The organism is Mycobacterium sp. ACS4331 (assembly GCF_001667265.1).
Classification (GTDB): domain Bacteria; phylum Actinomycetota; class Actinomycetes; order Mycobacteriales; family Mycobacteriaceae; genus Mycobacterium.
In genome coordinates this window covers 29,356-50,768 of record NZ_LZHW01000007.1, presented here as the reverse complement: position 1 = coordinate 50,768, position 21,413 = coordinate 29,356, and the positions used below count along the sequence as shown (strand labels likewise).

The following is a 21,413-nucleotide window of genomic DNA, read 5'->3' as shown; positions in this document are numbered from 1 at the left end:
CTTCAACCCTGCTCCGGCGTGGTTCCCGGCGGCAGATGGGCGGGTCACCAACCCACGCGCCGAGATGCCCCCAGATCCGGGACCAAAGTCCCCTGCCACCGGGGGCCGACGCGGGCACTAATCTGGGGCGGTGATCTCGGTTTTTCTGGTCGATGACCACGAGGTGGTTCGACGCGGCCTCGTGGACCTGCTCAGCGGTGACCCAGACCTCACGGTGGTCGGTGAAGCTGGGTCGGTGGCCGAGGCGAAGTCGCGCATCCCGGCGGCCCGCCCGGACGTCGCGGTCCTCGACGTGCGCCTACCCGACGGCAACGGCATCGACCTGTGCCGCGACCTGCTCGCCGCCCACGACGAACTGCGCTGCCTGATCCTGACGTCGTTCACCGACGAGCAGTCGATGCTCGACGCGATCCTGGCCGGCGCCAGCGGCTATGTCGTCAAGGACATCCGCGGCATGGAGCTCGCGCAGGCCATCAAGGAGGTCGGTTCCGGAAAGTCGTTGCTGGACAACAGAGCTGCGGCCGCTCTGATGTCCAAGCTGCGGGAGAACACCAGGTCCGACGACGCCGAGGACGATCGCCTGCGTGACCTGTCGGCCACCGAACGCACGCTGCTGGAACTGCTGGGCGAAGGCCTGACCAACCGGGAGATCGGCGAGCGGATGTTCTTGGCGGAGAAGACGGTCAAGAACTACGTGTCGCGACTGCTGGCCAAACTCGGCATGCACCGCCGCACCCAGGCCGCGCTGCTGGCCGCCGAGCTTCGGCAGAACCGTGAGTGAGCAGGCCGACGCCCGGGTCCGTGACGGCCTGGTCGACGCCATGCTCGCGGTCACCTCGGAGTTGAACCTCGAGCAGACCCTGCAGACCATCATCGACACCGCGATGACGCTCGTCGGGGCCCGCTACGGCGCACTCGGTGTCGCGGCCCCCTCCGGGTCGGACCAGCTGCTCGAACGGTTCCTCTACGAAGGCATCGACGACGCCACTCGGCATCGGATCGGCCCCCTGCCGTCGGGCCGGGGTGTGCTCGGCCTGCTGTTCAGCACCACCGACCCGGTCCGGATCCCCGACCTGTCGAAACACCCCGCGGCCGTTGGTTTTCCGCCGCACCATCCCCCGATGCGCAGCTTCCTGGGCGTGCCGATCCGGATCCGCGAGCAGGTGTTCGGCAATCTCTACCTGACCGAGAAGACCGGCGCGGACCAGTTCACCGCGGACGACGAAGTCCTGGTGCAGGCGCTGGCGGCGGCCGCCGGCATCGCGATCGAGAACGCACGCCTGTATCAGGCCGCGCGCACCCGCCAAGAGTGGATCGAGGCCACCCGCGACATCAGCACCAACCTGCTGGCCGGCGACGAGCCCGCACAGGTGCACCGCCAGATCGTCGACGAGGCGCTCAACCTGATCCACGGCTCCTACAGCGCGCTGCTGGTCCCCGGGGATCAGCCCGGCGAGCTGACCGTCACCGCCGCCACCCGCGACGACCTGCTCGGGCGCTCCGTCGACGTGGAGGACAGCGTCGTCGGGCGGGTGTTCTCTGCGCAGAAGCCGCTGCGCGTCAAGGCTTTCGGCGACCTGGGCGACGACGGCGGGACGGCGCTGGTGCTTCCGATGCGCGAACCCAACGCGGTCTCGGGCGTGCTGGTGTGCGTGGCCGACGACGGCACCGCGTGCACCGACGAACAGCTCCCGATGATGGCCGCGTTCGCCGACCAGTCCGGGCTGGCGCTGCACCTGGCCTCGGTGCAACGCCGAATGCGCGAACTCGACGTGCTGTCGGACCGCGATCGCATCGCACGCGATCTGCACGACCACGTCATCCAGCGACTGTTCGCGATCGGCCTGTCGCTGCAGGGCGCCCGCACCACCGACGACGGCACGGCGCGACGCATCTCGACCGCACTCGACGACCTGCAGGAGGTGGTGCAGGAGATCCGCACCGCGATCTTCGACCTGCACGGCGGCAGCGTGACGCGGTTGCGGCAACGGCTGGAACAGGCCGTGGCACAGATGACGGCCAACTCCCCGGTGCGGCCGAATCTGCACGTCAGCGGGCCGCTGTCGGTCGTCGACGCCACGCTCGCCGACCACGGGGAGGCCGTGGTCCGCGAGGCCGTGAGCAACGTCGTCCGGCACGCCGGCGCGACCTCGGTGACCGTCACGGTCGCCGTCGACGACAACCTCACCATCACCGTGGCCGATGACGGGTGCGGCTACCCCGAGCACACCACCCGCAGCGGCCTGGCCAATCTGGCGGCGCGTGCCGCTGAATGCGGCGGTGGTGTGCACCTGGGCTCGACGCCCGACGGCGGGGCGCGGTTGGTGTGGCGGGTGCCGCTGCCCTAGCCGCAGCGGCACTCCCGACACAGGTCAGCCCGCGAAGACCTTCACGAAATTGTTGAGGGAATCGCGGATGTCGCCCTTGAGCGCGCCCGCGACCACCATGCCGATCGGCCCGAACAGGGCCGGGCCGCCCAGGTGGGTGTCAAAGGTGACCACCGAGGACCCGTCGTCGGTCGGCTTGATCTTGGCGATCAGCTTGATCTTGACCCCACCCCGGCCGTCCCCGTTGAGGGTCATCGACTGCGGGGGCTTGTAGTTCACGATCGTCCACTGGACCCGGTTGGCCATGCCCTTGACCTCGACAATCGAGTCGAGAGTCGTGCCCTTCTCCAGGGTCTCGGGCAGGGGGCTGCGCCACACCCGGTGGATGGTCAGCCACTCCTTGAAACGGGAGAGATCCGACGCGCACTCCCACGCCTCCTCGGGTGGGAGCGGCACGTCCACAGACAGAGACAGCTTCGCCATACGGCGATTGTGTCAGGCCGGCGGCTTGTCGTTACCGGGGGTCTCGTTCAGCTTCTCCGCGGCGTTCTTGGCGGCGTCCTGCACCTTGTCCACGGTGTCGGAGTATTTGCCACCGGTCTTGTCGTCGATGAAGTCGCCGGCCTTGTCGATGGCCTGCTCAACCTTCTCGGTGTTCTTCCCGATCAGGTCCTTTGCCTTGTCCAGGAATGACATGTCCCCACCTTTCGTCATGGGCAGCGGCGCTGCCCCGGGCAATTCTGGCCCCTCACGATGTTCGCCACAACCGGCGCGGCTCCCCCAGGATGCGGCCCTGCAACCACCACAGCACCTCGATCACACCCGCCGCGGCAACACCGATGAGCACAGCCTTGGAGGTCACGGCCATATTCGACGGGTCGAGCATGAACCACTCGCGAGCCAGCGGCAGAGAAAAAATCACGACGTAGGCCAGCGCCGAACACACCACGAGCAGCACACGCCACCACTCGTACGGGCGGGCCACCGTGGCCAGCACCCACCAGGCGCTGATCAGCAGCGTGATGAGGGCACCGGTCGAGGCCTGCGTCTGCGCCACCGCCGGCGCGTCATGGCCGTCGTAGGCGAGAAGATAGGACACGAACGTCGCGACACCGACGACCAGGCCCGACGGCAGTGCGGCCAGCATCACGCGCCGGACGAACCCGGTGTGAGCACGCTCATTGTTGGGCGCCAGCGACAGGATGAACGCGGGAATGCCGATGGTGAACCAGGCCGCGATGGTCACGTGAATCGGCTGGAAGGGGAATAGCAGGGGTTCGTCACCGAACCAGCCGAACAGCTCGGCACCCAGGCCGACCAGACCGACCAGCAGTGCCAGGAACACCGAGTACACGGTCTTGGTCAGGAACAGGTTGGAGACCCGCTCGATGTTGCCGATGACGCGCCGCCCCTCCCCCACCACGTACGGCAGGGTGGCGAACTTGTTGTCCAGCAGCACAATCTGGGCCACGGCGCGCGACGCGGCACTCCCCGAGCCCATCGCCACACCGATGTCGGCGTCCTTGAGGGCCAGCACGTCGTTGACGCCGTCGCCCGTCATCGCCACGGTGTGACCACGCGACTGCAGGGCGTGCACCATCGTGCGCTTCTGGTCCGGACGGACTCGGCCGAATGTCGTGTACTCCTCGAGGGTGTCGGCCAGTTGGCCGGTGTCCTCGGGCAGTCGTCGGGCATCCATCGTCTCGCCGTGCAGACCCAGAGAACCCGCCACCGCACCCACCGACACCGCGTTGTCACCGGAGATCACCTTGACCGCGACATGTTGGGCGGCAAAGTATTCCAGTGTGTCGCGGGCGTCGGGTCGCACCTTCTGCTCCAGCACGACCAGGGCGGCGGGAGTGACCACGCCAGGGGCATCGGGAGCGTCGACCGACCGATCGGACGAGCCGAGCATGAGCACCCGCAGACCCTGGGCGCCGATGCGCTCGGCATCCTCGGCCGCCGCGGACGACGGGTCGAGCAGGACGTCGGGGGCTCCGATCACCCAGTTGCCGTGCTCACGATAGGACGTGCCACTCCATTTGGTGGCCGACTTGAACGGTGCCGTCGCGGTCGCGGTCCACCCCGGCGCGTCCCCGTATGCCTCAGCGATCGCCTGCATCGAGGCATTGGGCCGCGGGTCGTCGGCGGCCAGCGAAGCCAGCGCATCCGCGACATCCACGTCGCCGAGCTGTTTGACCTCCGAGAGCCGCATCCCGTTCTCGGTGAGAGTGCCGGTCTTGTCCGCACACACGACGTCGACCCGGGCCAGTCCCTCGATCGCCGGGAGCTCGTTGACCAGACACTGCCTGCGCCCCAACCGGATCACGCCGACCGCGAAGGCGATCGAGGTCATGAGCACCAGGCCCTCGGGGACCATCGGCACCAGCGCACCGACCATGCGCAGCACCGACTCCCGCCAACCGGCGTCGGTGGTGAACAGCTGGGTGTAGATGGTCAGCAGTCCGGCCGGCCAGAGCAGATAGGTGATGAACCGCAGGATCTTGTTGATGCCGCTGCGCAGTTCGGATTTCACCAGGGTGAACCTGCTGGCCTCCTCGGCGAGCTTGGCCGCATAGGCCTCCCGCCCGACCTTGGTGGCACGGTAGGCGCCGGTGCCCGCGACCACGAAGCTGCCCGACATGACGGCGTCCCCGGCGCCCTTGGCGATCGGGTCGGCCTCGCCGGTGAGCAGCGACTCGTCGATCTCGAGGTTGGCCTCCTCGAGGACCACGCCGTCCACGACGATCTGGTCGCCCGGACCGACCTCGATCACGTCGTCGAGCACAACCTCGTTGGGCGGCAGTGGGGACGTCCCGGACCGGCGTCGCACCGTGGGACGCGCCTGCCCGACGATCGCGAGCTTGTCCAGCGTCTGCTTGGCCCGGATCTCTTGGATGATGCCGATGGCGCTGTTGGCGATGATCAGCAGCCCGAACAGGCCGTTGATGAGCGATCCGGTGGACGCGACGATCAGGAACAGCACCACCAGGATGGCGTTGATGCGGGTGAACACATTGGCCCGGACGATCTCGGACACGCTGCGGGCGGCCCTGGTGGGCACGTCGTTGGTCTGACCCGCGGCGACCCGCGCGGCCACCTCGGCATCGGTCAGGCCCGCCAGGGACGCGACCGCCGCCGCTTCTGATGTCATCGCGTAAAGGTTCCCTTGCCCTCGGTGTCGAAGTACTCCAACGTGAGCCTGTCACGGTCGAACGTAGCCTTCGACATGCTGCCGGGCGGTGAGTTCTCACTCACGAAGCTGAAGGTGAAGACGCCCCCGTCCCAATGGGTCAGTGGCCACGGTTCGGCGTTGGGGCCCAGTGTCAGCGTCAACGTCCCGTCGCGCTCGCTGACGGTGGCCGTGCCCCAGAAGTCGTTTCGGTAGTCCCCGACGAGATCGGCCGACGGCGGTGCCGCAGCCGGTGCCGTCGGGCGGGGCTTACCGACCAGCGACCCGACCGGGGCGTCCATATTCGCGAACGCGTCCCGGTAGAGGGTGCGCCAGTCCTCACGGACCTCACCGAACTGGACGAGGTCGGCGAACTCCGCGGTGAGCGTCTCCGGGACACCGGTGGGGGTGGCGTTGGTCAGGGCGACGATCGCCACGTCGGCGGACGGGATGATCAGGAAGTTGGTGCCCGCGCCCAGTTCGAATGCCCCGGAATGGCTCAGTTGGGTGCGCGCGGCCGACGTGGTGCCGACGTTGAAGCCGAACCCGTAGAACCCGGTCCGCATGGCGGGTTCAGTCGGCGGACGCGACACGATCTGCGGCGTCTGCGCGGGCAGCAGCGCGTCGGCAGGGATCAGCTGATCGTCGCCGTAGCTGCCGTCGCCCAGCACCATCGCAAGCCACTTCGCCAGATCGTTGACCGACGAACTGACACCGCCCGCGGGCGCCTCGGGATCGGCGTCGCGCCTGTACAGCGGCTCGTACCCGTCGTCGATGCGGATGTGCCCCAGCGCCTTGTCCTTCCGCGCTTCGAAATCGGCGAACCGCGAACTCGTCGACGACATCCCCAGCGGCTTGTAGAGGACGTCCTCGGCCAGCTGCTCCCAGGGCTGGCCGGCGGCCGCGGCGACGGCCTCTGCCGCGGCGGTCAGCCCGAAGTTGGTGTAGGCGTAGGAGACCCGGAACGGCGCCAGCGGCAGGTCGCGTAGTCGTTCCAGCACGTACCGCCGGTCGTAGCCGAGATCCTCGAGTTTGTCGCCGGCGTGATCGGGCAGGCCCGACCGGTGCGAGAACATGTCGCCGACCGTGACCATCCTGGTCACCGCGGGGTCGGACAACGCGAACCACGGCAGGTGGGTGACCAGCGGCGTGTCCCAGCCGACGGACCCGGCGCCGACCTGCGCGGCGACGGTCGTGGCGGCCAACGACTTCGACAGCGATGCCAGTTGGAACACCGTGTCGGCCCGCACGCGGTTCTCCAACTCATCCCCGGCGCGGATGTCTTTGAGCCCGAACCCCTTGGCGTAGACCGTCTTACCCTCGTGCACGACCGCGACGGCCATACCGGGGACACCCGAGGACTGCATCAACTCCTCGGCGATGCGGTCGAGTTGGGAGACCGCGTTGTCGACGGCCGCCGCGGGCAGGTCCATCGCCGGCATCAACGGCGGCGGGACCTCAGACAGCGTGGGAGAGGCGTCGTGCTCGGGCGACTGGCAGCCGGCCAGCAGCGCCACCAATGCGGCAAGGGCCGCGGCTCGTTTCACAGACGCAAACGGTAGCCGACCGCGCAAGCACCCACCCCCGCACGCGGCGGAGCGCCACCGGGGCAGGCGCATCCCGTTGGTCGCTCGCGATCAGACCCGTGCTCCGGGGGTGGCCACCCGCAGGGTCAGATCTGCCACCACACATCGTCGGTCGGCGGGGTGATCAGCTGCGTCGCGTCCAGGCGCTGTCCGGGGCGGGGCACCGCGGCGGCCACCTGCGCGTCCCGGGCCGCGATCAGCATCCGCTCGATCGGTTCTGACCACGGATGCGGCGCGAGCCGGAAGGTGGCCCAGTGGATCGGGATGAACAGCCCTGTGTCGGTGACGTCGCGATGGGCGCGCACCGCGTCCTCGGGATTCATATGGATGTCGGGCCAGCCGGGGTGATAGGCCCCGACGGGCATGAGTGTCAGGTCGAACGGGCCGTACTCCGCGCCGATGTCGGCGAAGCTCCTGGTGTAGCCCGTGTCCCCGCCGAAGAACGCGCGGTGCCGGGGGCCGATCACGGCCCACGACGACCACAGCGTGGTGTTGCGGGTCAGGAACCGGCCCGAGAAGTGCCGTGCCGGGGTGCACACGATCTGGAGGTCACCGAGCTGATGGGCCTGACCCCAGTCGAGTTCGACGATGCGGTGGTGCGGGATGCCCCAGCCCCGCAGGTGCGCACCGATGCCCAACGGCACGAAGAACAGCGCGTTCTGGCTGCCCGCCAGATGCTGCACGGTGCTGATGTCGAGGTGGTCGTAGTGGTCGTGGCTGATGATCACCGCATCGATGGCGGGCAGCGCCTCCAGCGGCGCGGGCACCGGGTGCAGTCGCTGCGGGCCGACGACCTTCGACGGCGAACAGCGTTCGCTCCACACCGGGTCGGCCAGGATGCGGTAGCCGTCGACCTCGATGACGGCCGACGAGTGCCCGAACCAGGTGACGGCGAGGTCGGCGGCGGGCCTTCCCGTCTCGGGTGTCACGAGCGGAATGGTGCCCGCGGGACGCTGGGACGTGCCGCCGAACATGTCGTGGATCAGGCGCCACTGCTCCTGGCGGGTCAGTTCGACCGACGACGCGGGTTCGAGGTTGTGGAACACCCCGTCGCGGTAGTGGGGCGATCCACCCGCCACCCCCGCGATGTCGACGGGTCCGGCGCCCAACGCGGCCGGCGCGCCCTGCAGGGCGCGCAGCACCCAGCCACCCGTCGCGAGGGCGGCGGTTCCCCCGACGACTCGGATGGCCTGGCGAAGCATCATGCGCCCACGAAGTTCGGCGGCCTCTTCTCGATGCGGGCCACCTGCGCCTCGATCACGTCTTTACTGGCCCACGCCTTGTCGAACATGTCCTTGTGCACCGGCGGCCAGTCCTGCGAGTAGGCGCCGTCGTCGTTGAGCACGCGCTTGGAGTGGTGCAGCGACAGCGGCGCGAAGCCGGCGATCTCGGCGGCCCAGGCCTGGGCGTCCTCGAGCGTGCCGATGCGGTTGGCCAGCCCGGTCTGATACGCCACGTCGGCCGAGAGGCGTTCGGCGCCCAGCAGCATGCCGCGCGCCCGGCCGTGACCCACCAGGCTCGCCAGTCGCCGGATGCTCCAGTTGTCCAACGCCAGCCCGTACTTGGCGATCGGGAACTGGAAGAACGCCTCGGGCGCCACCACCCGAAGATCGCTGACCATGGCCAACTGCAGGCCCGCACCGATGGCCGGGCCGTTGATGGCGGCGATGACGGGGAAGGGCACTTTGTCGATCGCGAGGTTGAGCGCCAGCGCCTTGTCGGGGAAGTCGGCGGCGAACACATCACCGGACAGGTCGGCGCCGGCACAGAACACCGTGCCCTGCCCGGTCAGGACGATGGCCCTGATGTCCTGCTCAGCGGCGTGTTCGATGGCCTCACGCAGGCCGTCCACCAGTTCGCTGTTGAGTGCGTTGCGGCGCTCGGGCCGCTGCAGTTCGATCGTCATGACGTGGTCGTCGCGGGTGATACCGATCATGGGCCCACCCTAGTCACGGTCACGGAATCTGCGATGCAGCTGTTGGCGGGAGACACCCAGCACAGCGCCGATCTCGCCCCACGACAGGCCCGCCCTTCGGGCTTTGAGCACGGCCTCCTCGTAGTCCTCGCGGGCCGCGGCCAGCTTCTCCCTGGCCATCCGCAGGCCGCGGACGCAGGCACCGGACCAGATCTCGTTCAGGACGGGGTCCGGGGAGTCATCGACCGGTCTCGCCGCGTCGGCCGCTCGCTGCAGTTCCTCGTCCGATCTCCGCCGGATTTCGAGGATGGTCGGGTCGGTCTCCCACCATGGTTTGTCGGCCATGGGATGAGCGTGCTGCAAGCCTCCGACAGAAATGCGCCTGAGATTCGATGTTGTGGGCAGCTGTCAACAAGTGGTGACGCGCGGCAGCAGGGACACACTTACCTCCCCACCCCGACACCCCACCTCCCCACGGCGTCACCAACCGATGACACGTGGCAGCAGAACCACGTCCCCGGCTCCAGTTCATGCCGATGAGGCCCCGACTACCCTCGTCTCGTGAGCCGCATCAGCGCCCGCCAGCTGCGTGACACCGTGCTCGATCCGGGCTCGTTCGTCAGCTGGGACGCCCCGCCGATCGAAGTCCCCACATCACCGCAGTACTCCGACGAACTGGCGGCGGCCAGGACCGCAACGGGTCTGGACGAGTCCGTGGTGACCGGTGAGGGCACGGTGTTCGGTCGCCGCGTGGCCGTCGTGGCCTGCGAGTTCGACTTCCTGGCCGGGTCCATCGGGGTGGCCGCCGCCGAGCGCATCACCGCGGCCGTCGAACGGGCCACCGCACTGCGCCTGCCGCTGCTGGCGTCCCCGAGTTCCGGCGGCACCCGCATGCAGGAGGGCACCGTCGCGTTCCTGCAGATGGTCAAGATCGCCGCCGCGGTCACCCTGCACAAGCGCGCCCATCTGCCCTACCTGGTGTACCTGCGGCATCCGACGACGGGCGGCGTCTTCGCATCGTGGGGATCGCTCGGGCACATCACGGTCGCCGAACCGAATGCGCTGGTCGGTTTCCTGGGCCCGCGGGTGTACGAGCACCTCTACGGTGAGCCGTTCCCGTCCGGGGTGCAGACCGCCGAGAACCTGCGCCACCACGGCGTGATCGACGGCGTGGTGCCGCTGGACGGGTTACGCCGCACGCTGGACTGGGCACTCAAGGTCGTCGCCGACCCTCCTGGCCCCCCTCCCGAACCGCTTGCGGCCGAACCCCTCCCCGACGTCTCCGCCTGGGACTCGGTGGAGGCCTCGCGGCGGCCGGACCGTCCCGACGTGGGCCACCTGCTGCGCCATGGCGCAGGAGAGCGGGTGCTGCTGTCCGGGACCGGGGAGGGTGAGGGCGCGACGACGCTGTTGGCGCTCGCGCGATTCGGCGGCCAACCGGTGGTCGTGCTCGGCCAGCGGCGTGTGGTCGGCGGCACGGTGGGCCCGGCCGCGCTGCGCGAGGCCCGCCGCGGGATGGCGCTCGCCGCCGGCCTCAAACTGCCCCTCGTGCTCGTCATCGACACCGCGGGTCCGGCCCTGTCGGAGGAGGCCGAAGAGGGTGGCCTGGCCGGTGAGATCGCCCGCTGCCTGTCCGAACTGGTGACGCTGGATGTCCCGACGGTCTCGGTGCTGATGGGCCAGGGCAGCGGCGGCCCCGCGCTGGCGATGGTGCCCGCCGACCGAGTGCTGGCCGCACTGCACGGCTGGCTGGCCCCACTGCCTCCCGAGGGCGCCAGTGCGATCGTCTTCCGCGACACCGCACATGCCCCGGAATTGGCTGCCGCCCAAGGAATTCGATCAGCGGACCTGCTGCGCAACGGCATCGTCGATGTGATCGTCCCCGAACATCCCGACGCGGCCGACGAACCGATTGAGTTCTCGAAACGCCTGGCACAGGCGATCGCCTTCGAAGTCGCGCGCCTGTCGGCGACCCCGGATCCGGACCGCCTGGCCGCCAGGTTGCGGCGTTACCGCCGACTCGGACTGCCCTGACCGCTCAGCGCCCGACGGGCCAGGTGGTGCCCGAATCCGAGCGCGCCCGGTCCAGCCTGGCCGAGTCGAGGTCGGCCCCGGTGAAATCCGCTCCCCTGATGTCGGATTCGACCAGGCTTGCTCGCCGCAGGTCAGCTCCGACCAGCACCGCGTCCCGGAGATCCGCACCCATGAGCCAGCACTGATACAACGTCGCACCGACCAGGACCGCTCCCGAGAGTTCGGCCGAGGTGAGGTTGGCCCCCGACAGATCGACACCCCCGAGATCGGTGTGGCGCAGGTCGGTGTCGCTGAGATCGGCACCTGCCAGCGACGCTCCGGAGAGGTCTATTTCGCATGTCCGCCAACTGGTTTCACCGTCGATGGGCAGGTAGTTGCGGCGACGCCCGCGCAACAGTCCGAGGACCGTTCTGCGGAACTCCCGATCGTCGTCATCGGTGCGGGGCGCCACCCGAAGCTGCCCGCACAACAGACTCACGCAGACCTGCCGCTCACCGTCCACGCCCAGGCGATGCCATTCGTCCGCAAGCTCGGCCAGTGCGTAGGCGCCCGCGAGTCTGGCAGCCGTCCGCGGCGCCGCCAGTTGTCGCACAGACTCGCCGAACCGCCCGCGCAGCATCTGGACCCGGGCATCGTGACGGCGCGCGAGTGCGAAGTCGTGCCGGCTGCGGTCCAACCGGTATCGGTCGATCTCGAGCTTGAGTCGTCGCGCCGAGATGTCGTTCTGCCGATGCGCGATGTCCCGGGCGAACTGGTCGGCCTCGCGTAAGCGCTGACGACGGTGGGCCAGAGCTGCGCCGGCGGCCCCGATCACGGTGGCCACCAGAAGCGACGCCGACACCACGGCCATCAGCCACTGCTCGGCGGAGACGCCGCGCGCCCAGGCTGGCGATCCGTCACGCTGCGCTGCGCTGAACAACCACGCCAACGCCGCTGAAACCGCCACGGTCCCGACGGCCGCCCATCCGCACCACAACCCGACCGACGAGCGCAACGACCGTCCGCGGGCCGCCTGCGCATGCATGCGATGCCGGCCCTCGTGGCCGTCGTCCTCTCGCACGGTCAATGGCCACCGAAGTCGCCGCCGATGATCTCCACGTGGACGTGCCGAGCCTGACCCCCGCCCGCGCGGCGGGCATCGGCAGCGGCATCGCCGGCCGCGGCGGTCAACCGGTCGATGACCAGATCCGGCGGGAGGCTCGCCAGGGTGTCCAGCGACGCGGTGGCCGTACCGATGCTGGCCGTCATGCACGGCGGGGTGGCCGCGATGGTCGCCCCGATCCGGTTGGCCATCCCGGCGGGATCCTTGGCGCTCATCACCTCGGCGAGCAGCAGCCGGTTGGGCACAGGGTGGGCCACTGCCGTGCCCCGCCGGACGGTCCCTCGGACCGCCCTGGCGATCGCGATGCGGGCCCGATCGGCGGTCCGGCGGCCCTTGACACCCGCCAGGGTCGGCCACTGATCCATGTCCACGACGGTCACCGCCAGGTACCGGTCCTCCTCGCGACCGCGTGCCGTCATCAGCGACGCGACCGCGCGCCTGTATGCGGCCTCGTTGAGCAGCCCGGTCAACGGCTCGAGGTCGTCATCGGTGACGTCGATGTGAAACCCGTCCCGCACCATCACGCAGATCGTGAGCGACGAGGCGATCACGATCGCCACCGTCACCAGCGCGCTCGCCGCGAGCCACGGGTCACCCGCACTTTCGATCCGCCAGCCGAGGACAGCCACGACCAGCGCCGCCGAACCGAACACCGCGTACGCCGATCGGGGATGGAAGAGCACGACGTATCCGCCCAGGGCGGCAAACAGGGTGGCACCGAGCATGCCGACGAGGGGGTTTGCCGGGCTCAGGCAGGCAATGGTCAAAGCGAGCGTGGCCGATGCGGTGAACAGCGTCGAACCCGTCACCGAGAACCACCCCCGGGCGAACCAGGCGCCCAGTTGCACGACGGCCACCGCGGCCACGAGCACGGGCAGGGGCATGAACCGCATCGGACCGGACAGGGGGCTGTTCCCCAGCACCAGATAGGACACCACGAGCGCGGGCGCGCCCAGCATGATCAACCGCCGCAGCCAGGCCGAATGGTCGTGTCCTGAGATGATCGACTGCATCGAGTAGAACTGCGCGCCGATGCGATGTCGTCGGCGAATGGTCTTACTGCCCAACGGTCCACTCCCCCTGCGTCTGCGTGGGGACGCGTCACAGGAGCACCGACACGGGTCCGTGGAGACGACCCAGCATCGGCAGCGTGCACCCGGACCGCATCACCCGCTTGCCGACGTAGCACTTTCACAGGCCGAAACGCGTTTCGACAAGGACCGAATCAATGAGCCATCGTTCGGCGGCAGCAGCAGTGCACCGCGGGAGTTACTGGCGAGATCCGAGACCGAGAATCCGCGCACTCTCCGCACGCATCTCGACCTTGCGCACCTTCCCCGTCACCGTCATCGGGAACTCACTGACCACGTGCACGTAGCGCGGGATCTTGTAGTGCGCCAGCTTCCCGGATGCGTACTCCCGCAGGGCCGGAGCAGTCAGAGGGGCACGCCCGGGACGCATCCGGATCCAGGCGCAGATCTCCTCGCCGTACTTCTCGTCGGGAACGCCGACCACCTGCGCGTCCTCGACGTCGGGGTGGGTGTACAGGAACTCCTCGATCTCACGCGGATAGATGTTCTCACCGCCGCGGATGACCATGTCCTTGATCCGTCCGACCACCGTGCAGTAGCCGTCCTCACGCATGACCGCCAGATCCCCGGTGTGCATCCATCCGTCGGCGTCGACGGCCTCCCGAGTCCTGGCCTCGTCCTTCCAGTAACCCAGCATCACCGAGTAACCGCGGGTGCAGAATTCGCCCGGTTCGCCTCGCGGCACCACGAGCCCGGTCTCCGGGTCGACGATCTTGATCTCCACGTGCGGGTGCACACGCCCGATCGTGGCCGTCCGCCGTTCCAGATCGTCGCCGAGCCTGGTCTGGCACGACACCGGGGACGTTTCGGTCATGCCATAGGCGATGGCGACCTCGGACATGTGCATATCGTTGACGCAGCGCTTCATCACCTCGACCGGGCAGACCGCGCCGGCCATGATGCCGGTGCGCAGCGAGGACAGGTCGAAGTCCGCGAGTGACAGCTGAGCCAGCATCGCGATGAACATCGTCGGGACTCCGTAAACCCCTGTGCACCTTTCCTTCTCCACTGCACGCAACGTGGCGGTGGGGTCGAAACCGGGTCCGGGGATCACGATCGTGGCGCCGTGGGTGGTGCAGCCCAGATTGCCCATGACCATGCCGAAACAGTGGTAGAACGGCACGGGGATGCACAACCGGTCGCCTGCTTCGAGCTCGATCAAGTCGGTGACGAAGTAGCCGTTGTTGAGAACGTTGCGGTGCGACAGCGTCGCCCCTTTGGGGAAACCCGTTGTCCCGGAGGTGTATTGAATGTTTATCGGATCGTGGTTCGACAGGCTCTCCGCCCGGGCGCGCAGCTGGTCGGCACTGACCTCGGCGGCCCGCGCCCGCAGGTTCGACCAGTCGTCGGTGCCCAGGAACACCACGTCGACCAACTCCGGAACGTCGGACCTGACCGCGGCGACCATTCCCACGAAGTCGTCGTCGCGGAACCCGGTCGAAGCGATCAGGGTCCGTACACCGGACTGGCCCAGCACATAGGTGAGCTCGCGGGTGCAGTAGGCCGGGTTGATCGTCACCAGGATGGCGCCGATCTTCGCCGTGGCGAACTGCACGATCACCCACTCGGGACAGTTCGACGCCCAGATGCCGACCCGGTCACCACGCTGAATGCCCATGGCCATCAACGCCCTTGCCGTCACGTCGATGTCATGGTCGAGTTCAGCGTAGGTCCACCGGCGCCCGCCGGCCACGTCGACGAGGGCTTCGGCACCCGCGTGCTCGGCCGCGACCCGCTCGAAGTTCGCCCCCACCGTCTCCTCGAGGATCGGCCGATCGGTGGGACCCGCCGCATACGAGTGCGACGCCGCGTTCATCGAACCAGGTCCTCGTAACGGTATTCGGTGGTGATCGGGGTGCCGTCCCGGTGGGCGTCCTCTTCACGTCGGCGCAGTTCGACCCGGCGGATCTTGCCGGACACGGTCTTCGGCAGCTCGGCGAACTCGACGCGACGCACCTTCAGGTACGGCGCGAGGTGATCCCGCGCGTGCTCCAGGATGGCCCGGGCCGTCTCGGCGCCGTCGGCCCAGCCCTCGGCCAACGTCACGTACGCCTTGGGGACCGCGAGGCGGGTGTCGTCGGGTTGTGGGACCACCGCGGCCTCGACCACCGCCGGGTGCTCGATGAGCACGCTCTCCAGCTCGAACGGCGACACCTTGTAGTCGGAGGACTTGAACACGTCGTCGGTGCGTCCGATGTAGGTGATGTAACCGTCCTCGTCACGGCTGGCGACGTCACCGGTGTGGTAGCGACCGCCGGCCATCACCTCTGCGTTGCGCTCGGGATCGCCCAGGTATCCGGTCATGAGGTTGAGCGGCGACTGACGCAGGTCCAGGCAGATCTCCCCCTCATCGGCGGGCTCGCCGGTCAGCGGGTCGATCAGGATCACCGGCACGCCCGGCATCGGCCGGCCCATCGATCCCGGCTTCACGGGCTGCCCCGGGGTGTTGCCGATCTGCAGCGTGGTCTCGGTCTGGCCGAACCCGTCGCGGATGGTCAGCCCCCAGGCCCGTTCGACGGTGCCGATCACCTCGGGGTTGAGCGGCTCACCGGCACCGAGGATTTCGCGCAGACCCGCGGGGCGCTCCCCGAGGTCGGCCTGAATCAGCATGCGCCACACCGTCGGAGGCGCGCAGAACGTGTTGACCTCGGCCCTGCGGAGCTGGTCGAGCAGCGCCGCGGCGTCGAAGCGTGCGTAGTTGTAGACGAAGATCGTGGCCTCGGCGATCCACGGCGCGAAGAAGCAGCTCCATGCGTGCTTCGCCCAGCCCGGCGAGCTGATCGCCAGGTGTGTGTCGCCGGGTCGGACACCGATCCAGGCCATCGTGGACATGTGCCCGACGGGGTAGCTGATCTGGGAGTGCTCGACCAGCTTGGGTCGGCTGGTGGTGCCGGAGGTGAAGTACACGAGCAGGGGGTCGTCGACCGCGGTGCCCGGCTGGAAGGGGCCCTCGGACACGACGTCCGCCGACTCGGCGAAGGACCGCCACCCCGGCACCTCGCCGCCGACGACGATGCGTCCGTAGTCCCCCTCGACGTCGTCGAACTTCGGCGCGTCGGCGATGTTGGCGATGACGAACCGCGCCGCGCCACGGCTGATCCGATCTGCGAGGTCCTCCGGGCCCAGCGCTGCGGTCGTCGGCATCACGACGGCGCCGAGCTTGGTCACGGCGAGCATCGACTCCCACAGTTCGATCTGGTTGCCGAGCATCAGGATCACCCGGTCGCCCCTGCTGACGCCGAGACTGCGCAACCATGTCGCGAGCTGATCGGAGCGCTGCGCCATCTGCGCGAACGTCGCCTTGGTCTGGCTGCCGTCCTCTTCGACGATCCACAGGGCCAGGCGCTCGGCGGTGCCCGGCTCGGCGGCGATCACGTCGAACCAGTCGGTCGCCCAGTTGAACGTGCCCTCCAGGCGGGGCCACTCGAACGTGGCGACCGCCTTGTCGTAATCGGTGAGGACAGTGACGAGTTGATCGCGCGCGCTGCGATAGCGATCTGTGTTCGATCCCATGGGGAATAGGATCTACGTCACAGCCGACCCGCCACCACCCCCGAAAGAGGGTAGAGAACCCGATGCCCGTCCAACGGCTCCTACGTCCGCGCGACGACGACGCGCTGCGGGCCGAACTCCGCGCGGTGGCCTCGACCACCGGGCTGCCGCTGACCTTCGGTGGCCAGCTGCATGGAGACACCCTGCTGCTCACCGAGTTCTTCGGCGCCCGCACATCCGCGATGCGAGGCCTCGCGGTGCGGCCCAGCGCGGGACTCGGCGGGGCGACCGTGGTCGCTCGGCGGCCGTTGTCGGTGCCCGACTACCGGCACGCCTCGGCGATCACCCACGACTACGACGAACCCGTGCTCACCGAGGGCATCACGTCCATCCTCGCGGTGCCCGTCCTGGTCGACGGCCGGGCGCGCGCGGTCCTCTACGGCGCCCATCGGGATGCCTCGCCGATCGGCGACCGCACCGCGGCCGCGATGGTGTCGTCCGCGCGACGGCTGAGCCAGGAACTGACCATCCGCGACGAGGTCGACCGCAGGCTGCGGCTGCGGGACGCGCAGACCGCCCAGTTCGGTGACGGCGCGGCCCGGCCCGAACAGGTGCGTGAGGTGCACGCCGAACTCCGTCGGCTGGCGGTCGACGCGCCACCGCCGCTGCAGGGGCAGCTTCGCCGGCTGGCGGACCTGCTGACCGCCGAGCATCCACCGGGCAGCGTGCCGCTGACGTCACGAGAACTCGACGTCCTGGCCCAGGTCGCCCTGGGCTGCACCAACAAGGAAGCCGCCCAACGACTCTCGCTGAAACCCGAGACCGTCAAAAGCTATCTGCGCAGCGCGGCGGCCAAGCTCGGCACCAGCACGCGGCATGAGGCCGTCAGCCGGGCGCGGCGCGCGCGACTGATCCCCTAGACCAGGGAGCGCACCCAGGCGTCGTGCAGCGCGGCGTAGTGCCCGTCGCCGCGGACCAGTTCCGCGGGCGGGCCGTCCTCCACGACCCGGCCGTGTTCGAGGACGAGGACCCGGTCTGCGATCTCGACGGTCGACAGCCGGTGAGCGATCACCAGGGCCGTGCGATCGGCCAGCACGGTCTTGAGTGCGCGCTGCACCATCCGCTCGCTGGGGATGTCGAGTGAGGACGTCGCCTCGTCGAGGATCAGCACCGCAGGATCGGCCAGGAACGCCCGCGCGAACGCCACCAGCTGGCGCTGGCCGGCCGACAGGCGACCGCCGCGCTTGGCCACGTCGGTCTCGTACCCGTCGGGCAGGGCCGCGATGAACCGGTCGGCACCCACTGCCTCAGCCGCCGCGACCACCTCGGCGTCGGTGGCCTCGGGGCGGCCGAAGCGGATGTTGTCGGCGACGGTGCCCGAGAACATGAAGTTCTCCTGCGTCACCATCACGACGTGGCGGCGCAGCTCATCCTGGTCGAGGTCCCTCAGGTCGATCCCGTCGAGTCGGACCACCCCGGAGGTCGGGTCGTAGAACCGCGCGATGAGCTTGGCGATGGTGGTCTTGCCGGCACCGGTGGTGCCCACCAAGGCGACGGTCTGACCTGCGGGCACCACGAGGTCGAGGTCGGGCAGCACGGGCCGATCCGGCACGTAGGAGAAGCTCACATGGTCGAGTTCGATCCGGCCGCGCACCGTCTTCGGGGTCAACGGATGCTCCGGATCGGCGATCGCGGGCTTCTGGGCCAGCACCCCGGCCAGTTTCTCCAGCGCCGAGGACGCCGACTGGAAGGTGTTGAAGAACTGCGTGATCTCCTGCATGGGTTCGAAGAACATCCGCAGGTACAGCAGGAACGCGGTCAGGGTGCCGATGGTCATCTCACCGTGCAGCACCCGGTATCCGCCGTAGAGCAGCACCACGCCCGTGGTGATGTTGCCGACCAGTTTGACGCCGGGCATGAAGATCGCGACCAGCTTGAAGGTCTTCTCGTTGATGTCGCGGTAGCGGTCGGCGACGTCGTCGAAGATCTCCTGGTTGCGGCCCTCGCGCCGGTAGGCCTGCACGGCCTTGATGCCCGTCATGGTCTCGACGAACTGCACGATCACCAGTGCGGCGCTCTCGCGCACCTGACGGTAGGTCTTGGCCGACTCGGTGCGGAACCATGCCGCCAGTGCGACGAGAATCGGGAAGGCCACCAGGCAGACCAGGCCCAGGCGCCAGTCCAGCACGATCAGCAGGACCGCGGTGCCACCGAGGGTCAGCACCGCGGTGATCAGGCTGTCGAACCCCGTCTGCAGCATCTCCTGGATGGCTTCGATGTCGTTGGTCGACCGGCTGACCACACGGCCGGACGTGTACCGGTCGTGGAATGCGACGTCGAGGCGGCCGAAGTGACGGAACACCCGGCGCCGCAGTTCGAGCAGCACCTTCTGCCCGATCTGACCGGAACGCTTCAGGAACACCATCCGGCTGACCGCCTGGACGCACACCACGGCGCACAGCGCGGCCACGATCATCATGAGCTCACGCGCCGGGCCGCCTTCGACGATCGGCGGGATGCCGCGATCGATGCCACGTTGCACCAGCAGCGGGACCGCGAGCCGGGCGCCGTTCTCCACCACGACGATCACGGCAAGCACCGCAACCGTGAACCGGAACGGCGTCAGCAGCGAGTAGAGCAGATCACGGGCCTCGCGGCGCCGCGGCAGCGCCTCATCGATCGGCAGGTCATCGTCGGCCTTCTCGTCCAGCCGGCCGCGCCAGACTGTCTCGCTCATCGCTCACCTCCTCGTCCTGACTCTGTTCGGTGTAGGTGCGGCCCAACCGGTTCCACTCCTCGTCGGCCTCCCATGTGGTGGCGCATTCGAGGTCGTCGTTGAGCCCGTCGTCGGCGGCCAGCAGATCCCGGTACTCCGGGACGTCGGCCAGCAGCTGGGCGTGGGTGCCGACGTGGGTGACGCGCCCGTCGGCCAGCAGCGCGACCCGGTCGGCCAGCAGGACCGTCGAAGCCCGATGAGCGACAACGATTCCCGTGACTCCCCCCAGCACTCGGTGCAGGGCCTCGGTGACCTCGGCCTCGGTGTGCACGTCGAGCGCGGACAGGGTGTCGTCGAGCACCAGGACCTTGGGGTCGGCCAGGATGGCCCGGGCCAGGGCCAGCCGCTGACGCTGACCGCCGGACAGGCTCATGCCCTGCTCGCCGATGCGGGTGTCCAGTCCGTACGGCAGGTCGTAGACGAAGTGCGCGGAGGCGATGTCGATCGCCCGGGCGAGGTCCTCGTCGCTCGCCTCCGACCGGCCAAGGCGCAGGTTCTCGGCCACCGACATCGAGAACAGCGTCGGGTCCTCGAAGGCCGTGGCCACCGCACCGCGAAGGGCGCTCAGTCTCAGATCGCGGATGTCGACACCGTCCAGCAGGATTCGCCCCTCGGTCACGTCATAGAGCCGGGACAACAACGCCACCAGGACGGACTTGCCCGACCCCGTCGCACCGACGAGAGCCACCGTCTCGCCCGGTTCGACCGTGAGGTTGACGTGCCGCAGCGCGTTCTCGGCCGCATCGGGGAACCGGAACCCGACGTCGATGAGTTCGAGCCGGCCCACGCGCGGCGGGTCCGCGATCGGGCCGTCGTCGATTTCGCGTGGCGCGTCGAAGATCTCGGCAATGCGGTTGGAGGCCGTCATCGACTCCTGCATCATCGACAGCAGGAACCCCAGCGAGGCGATGGGCCACACCAGGGACAGCATCATCGTGATGAACGCGACCAGGGTGCCCATCGTGACCAGGCCGTGGCCTGCGGCGTATGCCCCGAATCCCAGCACCACGATCAGCGTCAGGTTCGGAATCACCTCGAGCAGGGTCCAGAACCGCGCCGACACACCCACCTTGCGGACCTGGAGGTCATAGAGCGCCGTGGCCTCGGTGTCGAACCTGTCGAACACGTACTCCTCGCGCCCGAACGACTTGACCACCCGCACGCCCAGTGCGGCCTCCTCGACGTGGGTGGCCACGACCCCGGACTGATCCTGGGCCTGCCGGGACAGCCGGGTGAACTGCCGCTCGAAATGCAGCACCGTCAGGGTGATCGGCACGATCGACACGACCACGACGACGCCCAGCGGCCAGTACATCGCCAGCAGGATGCCCGTCACCACGGTGATCTGGACGACGTTGAGCAGCAGGAACACCAGCCCGAACGACAGGAAACGACGGATGGTCGCCAAGTCGTTCATGACGCGGGACAGCAGTTGGCCGGACTCCCAGCGGCCGTGGAAGGACATCGGCAGGATCTGCAGGCGGGCGTAGAGGTCCTTGCGGATGTCGGCCTCGACGCCCATCGTGGCGCGCGCGACCAACCAGCGCCGGATGAACCACAGCACGGCCTCGGTGATGCCGACCCCCAGCGCGGCGGCACCCAGAATCCACAATCCCTGCTGGTCCTGGTGCCGCACGGGACCGTCGATGACGGCCTTGGTCATCAGCGGGATCGCGATCGTGGCGCCCAGGCTCACCAGCGCGACCACGATCATCGTGAGCCAGCGGGCCCGGTACGGCAGGAGGTATGGCAGCAGCCGGATCAGGTCTGAACTGCTCCTGATTCGGGCGGGCGGCGGTGGTATCGACGCTGCCAAAGGCTCATCGCTCCTCGATTGCAGATGCGTGCTCTCACACTTACCCGACCCGTGCGACATCAACGCCATGGCCTGACCCCTGATTCCGATGTTCGCACGTCG

The 21,413-nt window shown here is 68.7% G+C and carries 17 protein-coding genes; 4 read left to right on the top strand and 13 right to left on the bottom strand.

The window, feature by feature from the left end; all coding sequences use genetic code 11:
• Positions 1-130 precede the first annotated feature (130 nt).
• Both A5727_RS01460 and A5727_RS01455 read left to right on the top strand, forming a co-directional pair.
• A complete protein-coding gene (locus A5727_RS01460) occupies positions 131-781 on the top strand; it encodes a response regulator transcription factor (protein ID WP_068243299.1) in 651 nt (216 codons plus the stop codon).
• The gene (locus A5727_RS01455; RefSeq protein WP_068243296.1) at positions 774-2,348 is read left to right on the top strand and encodes a sensor histidine kinase; all 1,575 of its coding nucleotides are present in this window, start codon (positions 774-776) and stop codon (positions 2,346-2,348) included. Before A5727_RS01460 ends, A5727_RS01455 begins: the two co-directional genes overlap by 8 nt.
• Positions 2,349-2,372: 24 nt before the next feature.
• Here the strand turns inward: A5727_RS01455 and A5727_RS01450 are convergent, their stop codons facing one another.
• The 7 genes from A5727_RS01450 to A5727_RS01420 form a co-directional block, all read right to left on the bottom strand.
• Positions 2,373-2,810 (bottom strand): type II toxin-antitoxin system Rv0910 family toxin, encoded by a 438-nt coding sequence (locus A5727_RS01450; RefSeq protein WP_068243292.1) that lies wholly within the window; start codon positions 2,808-2,810, stop codon positions 2,373-2,375.
• Positions 2,811-2,822: 12 nt separating this feature from the next.
• Positions 2,823-3,023, bottom strand: a complete 201-nt coding sequence (locus tag A5727_RS01445) for an antitoxin (RefSeq protein WP_068243534.1) — start codon at positions 3,021-3,023, stop codon at positions 2,823-2,825.
• Between the two features lie 52 nt (positions 3,024-3,075).
• The gene (locus tag A5727_RS01440) at positions 3,076-5,481 is read right to left on the bottom strand and encodes an HAD-IC family P-type ATPase (RefSeq protein WP_068243288.1); all 2,406 of its coding nucleotides are present in this window, start codon (positions 5,479-5,481) and stop codon (positions 3,076-3,078) included.
• Positions 5,478-7,046, bottom strand: coding sequence for a serine hydrolase (locus tag A5727_RS01435; protein WP_502687645.1), 1,569 nt, complete (start codon positions 7,044-7,046; stop codon positions 5,478-5,480). The genes A5727_RS01440 and A5727_RS01435 overlap by 4 nt, the downstream gene beginning before the upstream one ends.
• 125 nt (positions 7,047-7,171) lie before the next feature.
• Positions 7,172-8,287, bottom strand: coding sequence for an MBL fold metallo-hydrolase (locus tag A5727_RS01430; protein WP_068243531.1), 1,116 nt, complete (start codon positions 8,285-8,287; stop codon positions 7,172-7,174).
• The gene (locus A5727_RS01425) at positions 8,287-9,021 is read right to left on the bottom strand and encodes an enoyl-CoA hydratase (RefSeq protein WP_068243282.1); all 735 of its coding nucleotides are present in this window, start codon (positions 9,019-9,021) and stop codon (positions 8,287-8,289) included. The genes A5727_RS01430 and A5727_RS01425 overlap by 1 nt, the downstream gene beginning before the upstream one ends.
• Positions 9,022-9,030: 9 nt before the next feature.
• On the bottom strand, positions 9,031-9,345 hold the full coding sequence (locus A5727_RS01420; RefSeq protein ID WP_197507558.1) for a hypothetical protein: 315 nt from the start codon (positions 9,343-9,345) through the stop codon (positions 9,031-9,033).
• Positions 9,346-9,561: 216 nt separating this feature from the next.
• On the opposite strand from A5727_RS01420, the gene A5727_RS01415 reads away from it, so the two are divergent.
• Complete coding sequence (locus A5727_RS01415; RefSeq protein WP_068243279.1) at positions 9,562-11,034, top strand: carboxyl transferase domain-containing protein; 1,473 nt, start codon at positions 9,562-9,564, stop codon at positions 11,032-11,034.
• 4 nt (positions 11,035-11,038) lie between these two features.
• Here A5727_RS01415 and A5727_RS01410 read toward each other — a convergent pair whose 3' ends face one another.
• The 4 genes from A5727_RS01410 to A5727_RS01395 all read right to left on the bottom strand — a co-directional run bounded on the left by A5727_RS01410 (position 11,039) and on the right by A5727_RS01395 (position 16,740).
• Complete coding sequence (locus A5727_RS01410) at positions 11,039-12,094, bottom strand: pentapeptide repeat-containing protein (RefSeq protein ID WP_068243275.1); 1,056 nt, start codon at positions 12,092-12,094, stop codon at positions 11,039-11,041.
• A gap of 2 nt (positions 12,095-12,096) precedes the next feature.
• On the bottom strand, positions 12,097-13,203 hold the full coding sequence (locus A5727_RS01405; RefSeq protein ID WP_068243272.1) for a GGDEF domain-containing protein: 1,107 nt from the start codon (positions 13,201-13,203) through the stop codon (positions 12,097-12,099).
• A 202-nt stretch (positions 13,204-13,405) separates the two neighbouring features.
• Positions 13,406-15,043 carry an AMP-binding protein gene (locus A5727_RS01400; RefSeq protein WP_068243269.1) on the bottom strand — a complete coding sequence of 546 codons (1,638 nt, stop codon included), beginning with the start codon at positions 15,041-15,043 and terminating at the stop codon, positions 13,406-13,408.
• Positions 15,040-16,740 (bottom strand): AMP-binding protein, encoded by a 1,701-nt coding sequence (locus A5727_RS01395; protein WP_068243266.1) that lies wholly within the window; start codon positions 16,738-16,740, stop codon positions 15,040-15,042. Before A5727_RS01395 ends, A5727_RS01400 begins: the two co-directional genes overlap by 4 nt.
• A 62-nt stretch (positions 16,741-16,802) precedes the next feature.
• On the opposite strand from A5727_RS01395, the gene A5727_RS01390 reads away from it, so the two are divergent.
• Entirely contained in the window at positions 16,803-17,639 is an 837-nt protein-coding gene (locus tag A5727_RS01390) for a LuxR C-terminal-related transcriptional regulator (RefSeq protein ID WP_068243263.1), read from the top strand.
• On the opposite strand, the gene A5727_RS01385 is transcribed toward A5727_RS01390, so the two are convergent.
• Complete coding sequence (locus A5727_RS01385) at positions 17,636-19,456, bottom strand: ABC transporter ATP-binding protein (protein WP_068243260.1); 1,821 nt, start codon at positions 19,454-19,456, stop codon at positions 17,636-17,638. The genes A5727_RS01390 and A5727_RS01385 overlap by 4 nt on opposite strands.
• Positions 19,407-21,371: an ABC transporter ATP-binding protein gene (locus A5727_RS01380; protein ID WP_082949541.1), complete on the bottom strand. Its 1,965-nt coding sequence runs from the start codon at positions 21,369-21,371 to the stop codon at positions 19,407-19,409. Before A5727_RS01380 ends, A5727_RS01385 begins: the two co-directional genes overlap by 50 nt.
• Between the last annotated feature and the right edge of the window lie 42 nt (positions 21,372-21,413).

Coding starts and splice junctions, on each gene's coding strand:
- A5727_RS01385 (WP_068243260.1), bottom strand. CDS start 19,456: ATGAGCGAGACAGTCTGGCGCGGCCGGCTGGACGAGAAGGCCGACGAT.
- A5727_RS01395 (WP_068243266.1), bottom strand. CDS start 16,740: ATGGGATCGAACACAGATCGCTATCGCAGCGCGCGCGATCAACTCGTC.
- A5727_RS01390 (WP_068243263.1), top strand. CDS start 16,803: ATGCCCGTCCAACGGCTCCTACGTCCGCGCGACGACGACGCGCTGCGG.
- A5727_RS01445 (WP_068243534.1), bottom strand. CDS start 3,023: ATGTCATTCCTGGACAAGGCAAAGGACCTGATCGGGAAGAACACCGAG.
- A5727_RS01420 (WP_197507558.1), bottom strand. CDS start 9,345: ATGGCCGACAAACCATGGTGGGAGACCGACCCGACCATCCTCGAAATC.
- A5727_RS01400 (WP_068243269.1), bottom strand. CDS start 15,043: ATGAACGCGGCGTCGCACTCGTATGCGGCGGGTCCCACCGATCGGCCG.
- A5727_RS01380 (WP_082949541.1), bottom strand. CDS start 21,371: ATGTCGCACGGGTCGGGTAAGTGTGAGAGCACGCATCTGCAATCGAGG.
- A5727_RS01430 (WP_068243531.1), bottom strand. CDS start 8,287: ATGCTTCGCCAGGCCATCCGAGTCGTCGGGGGAACCGCCGCCCTCGCG.
- A5727_RS01425 (WP_068243282.1), bottom strand. CDS start 9,021: ATGATCGGTATCACCCGCGACGACCACGTCATGACGATCGAACTGCAG.
- A5727_RS01450 (WP_068243292.1), bottom strand. CDS start 2,810: ATGGCGAAGCTGTCTCTGTCTGTGGACGTGCCGCTCCCACCCGAGGAG.
- A5727_RS01440 (WP_068243288.1), bottom strand. CDS start 5,481: ATGACATCAGAAGCGGCGGCGGTCGCGTCCCTGGCGGGCCTGACCGAT.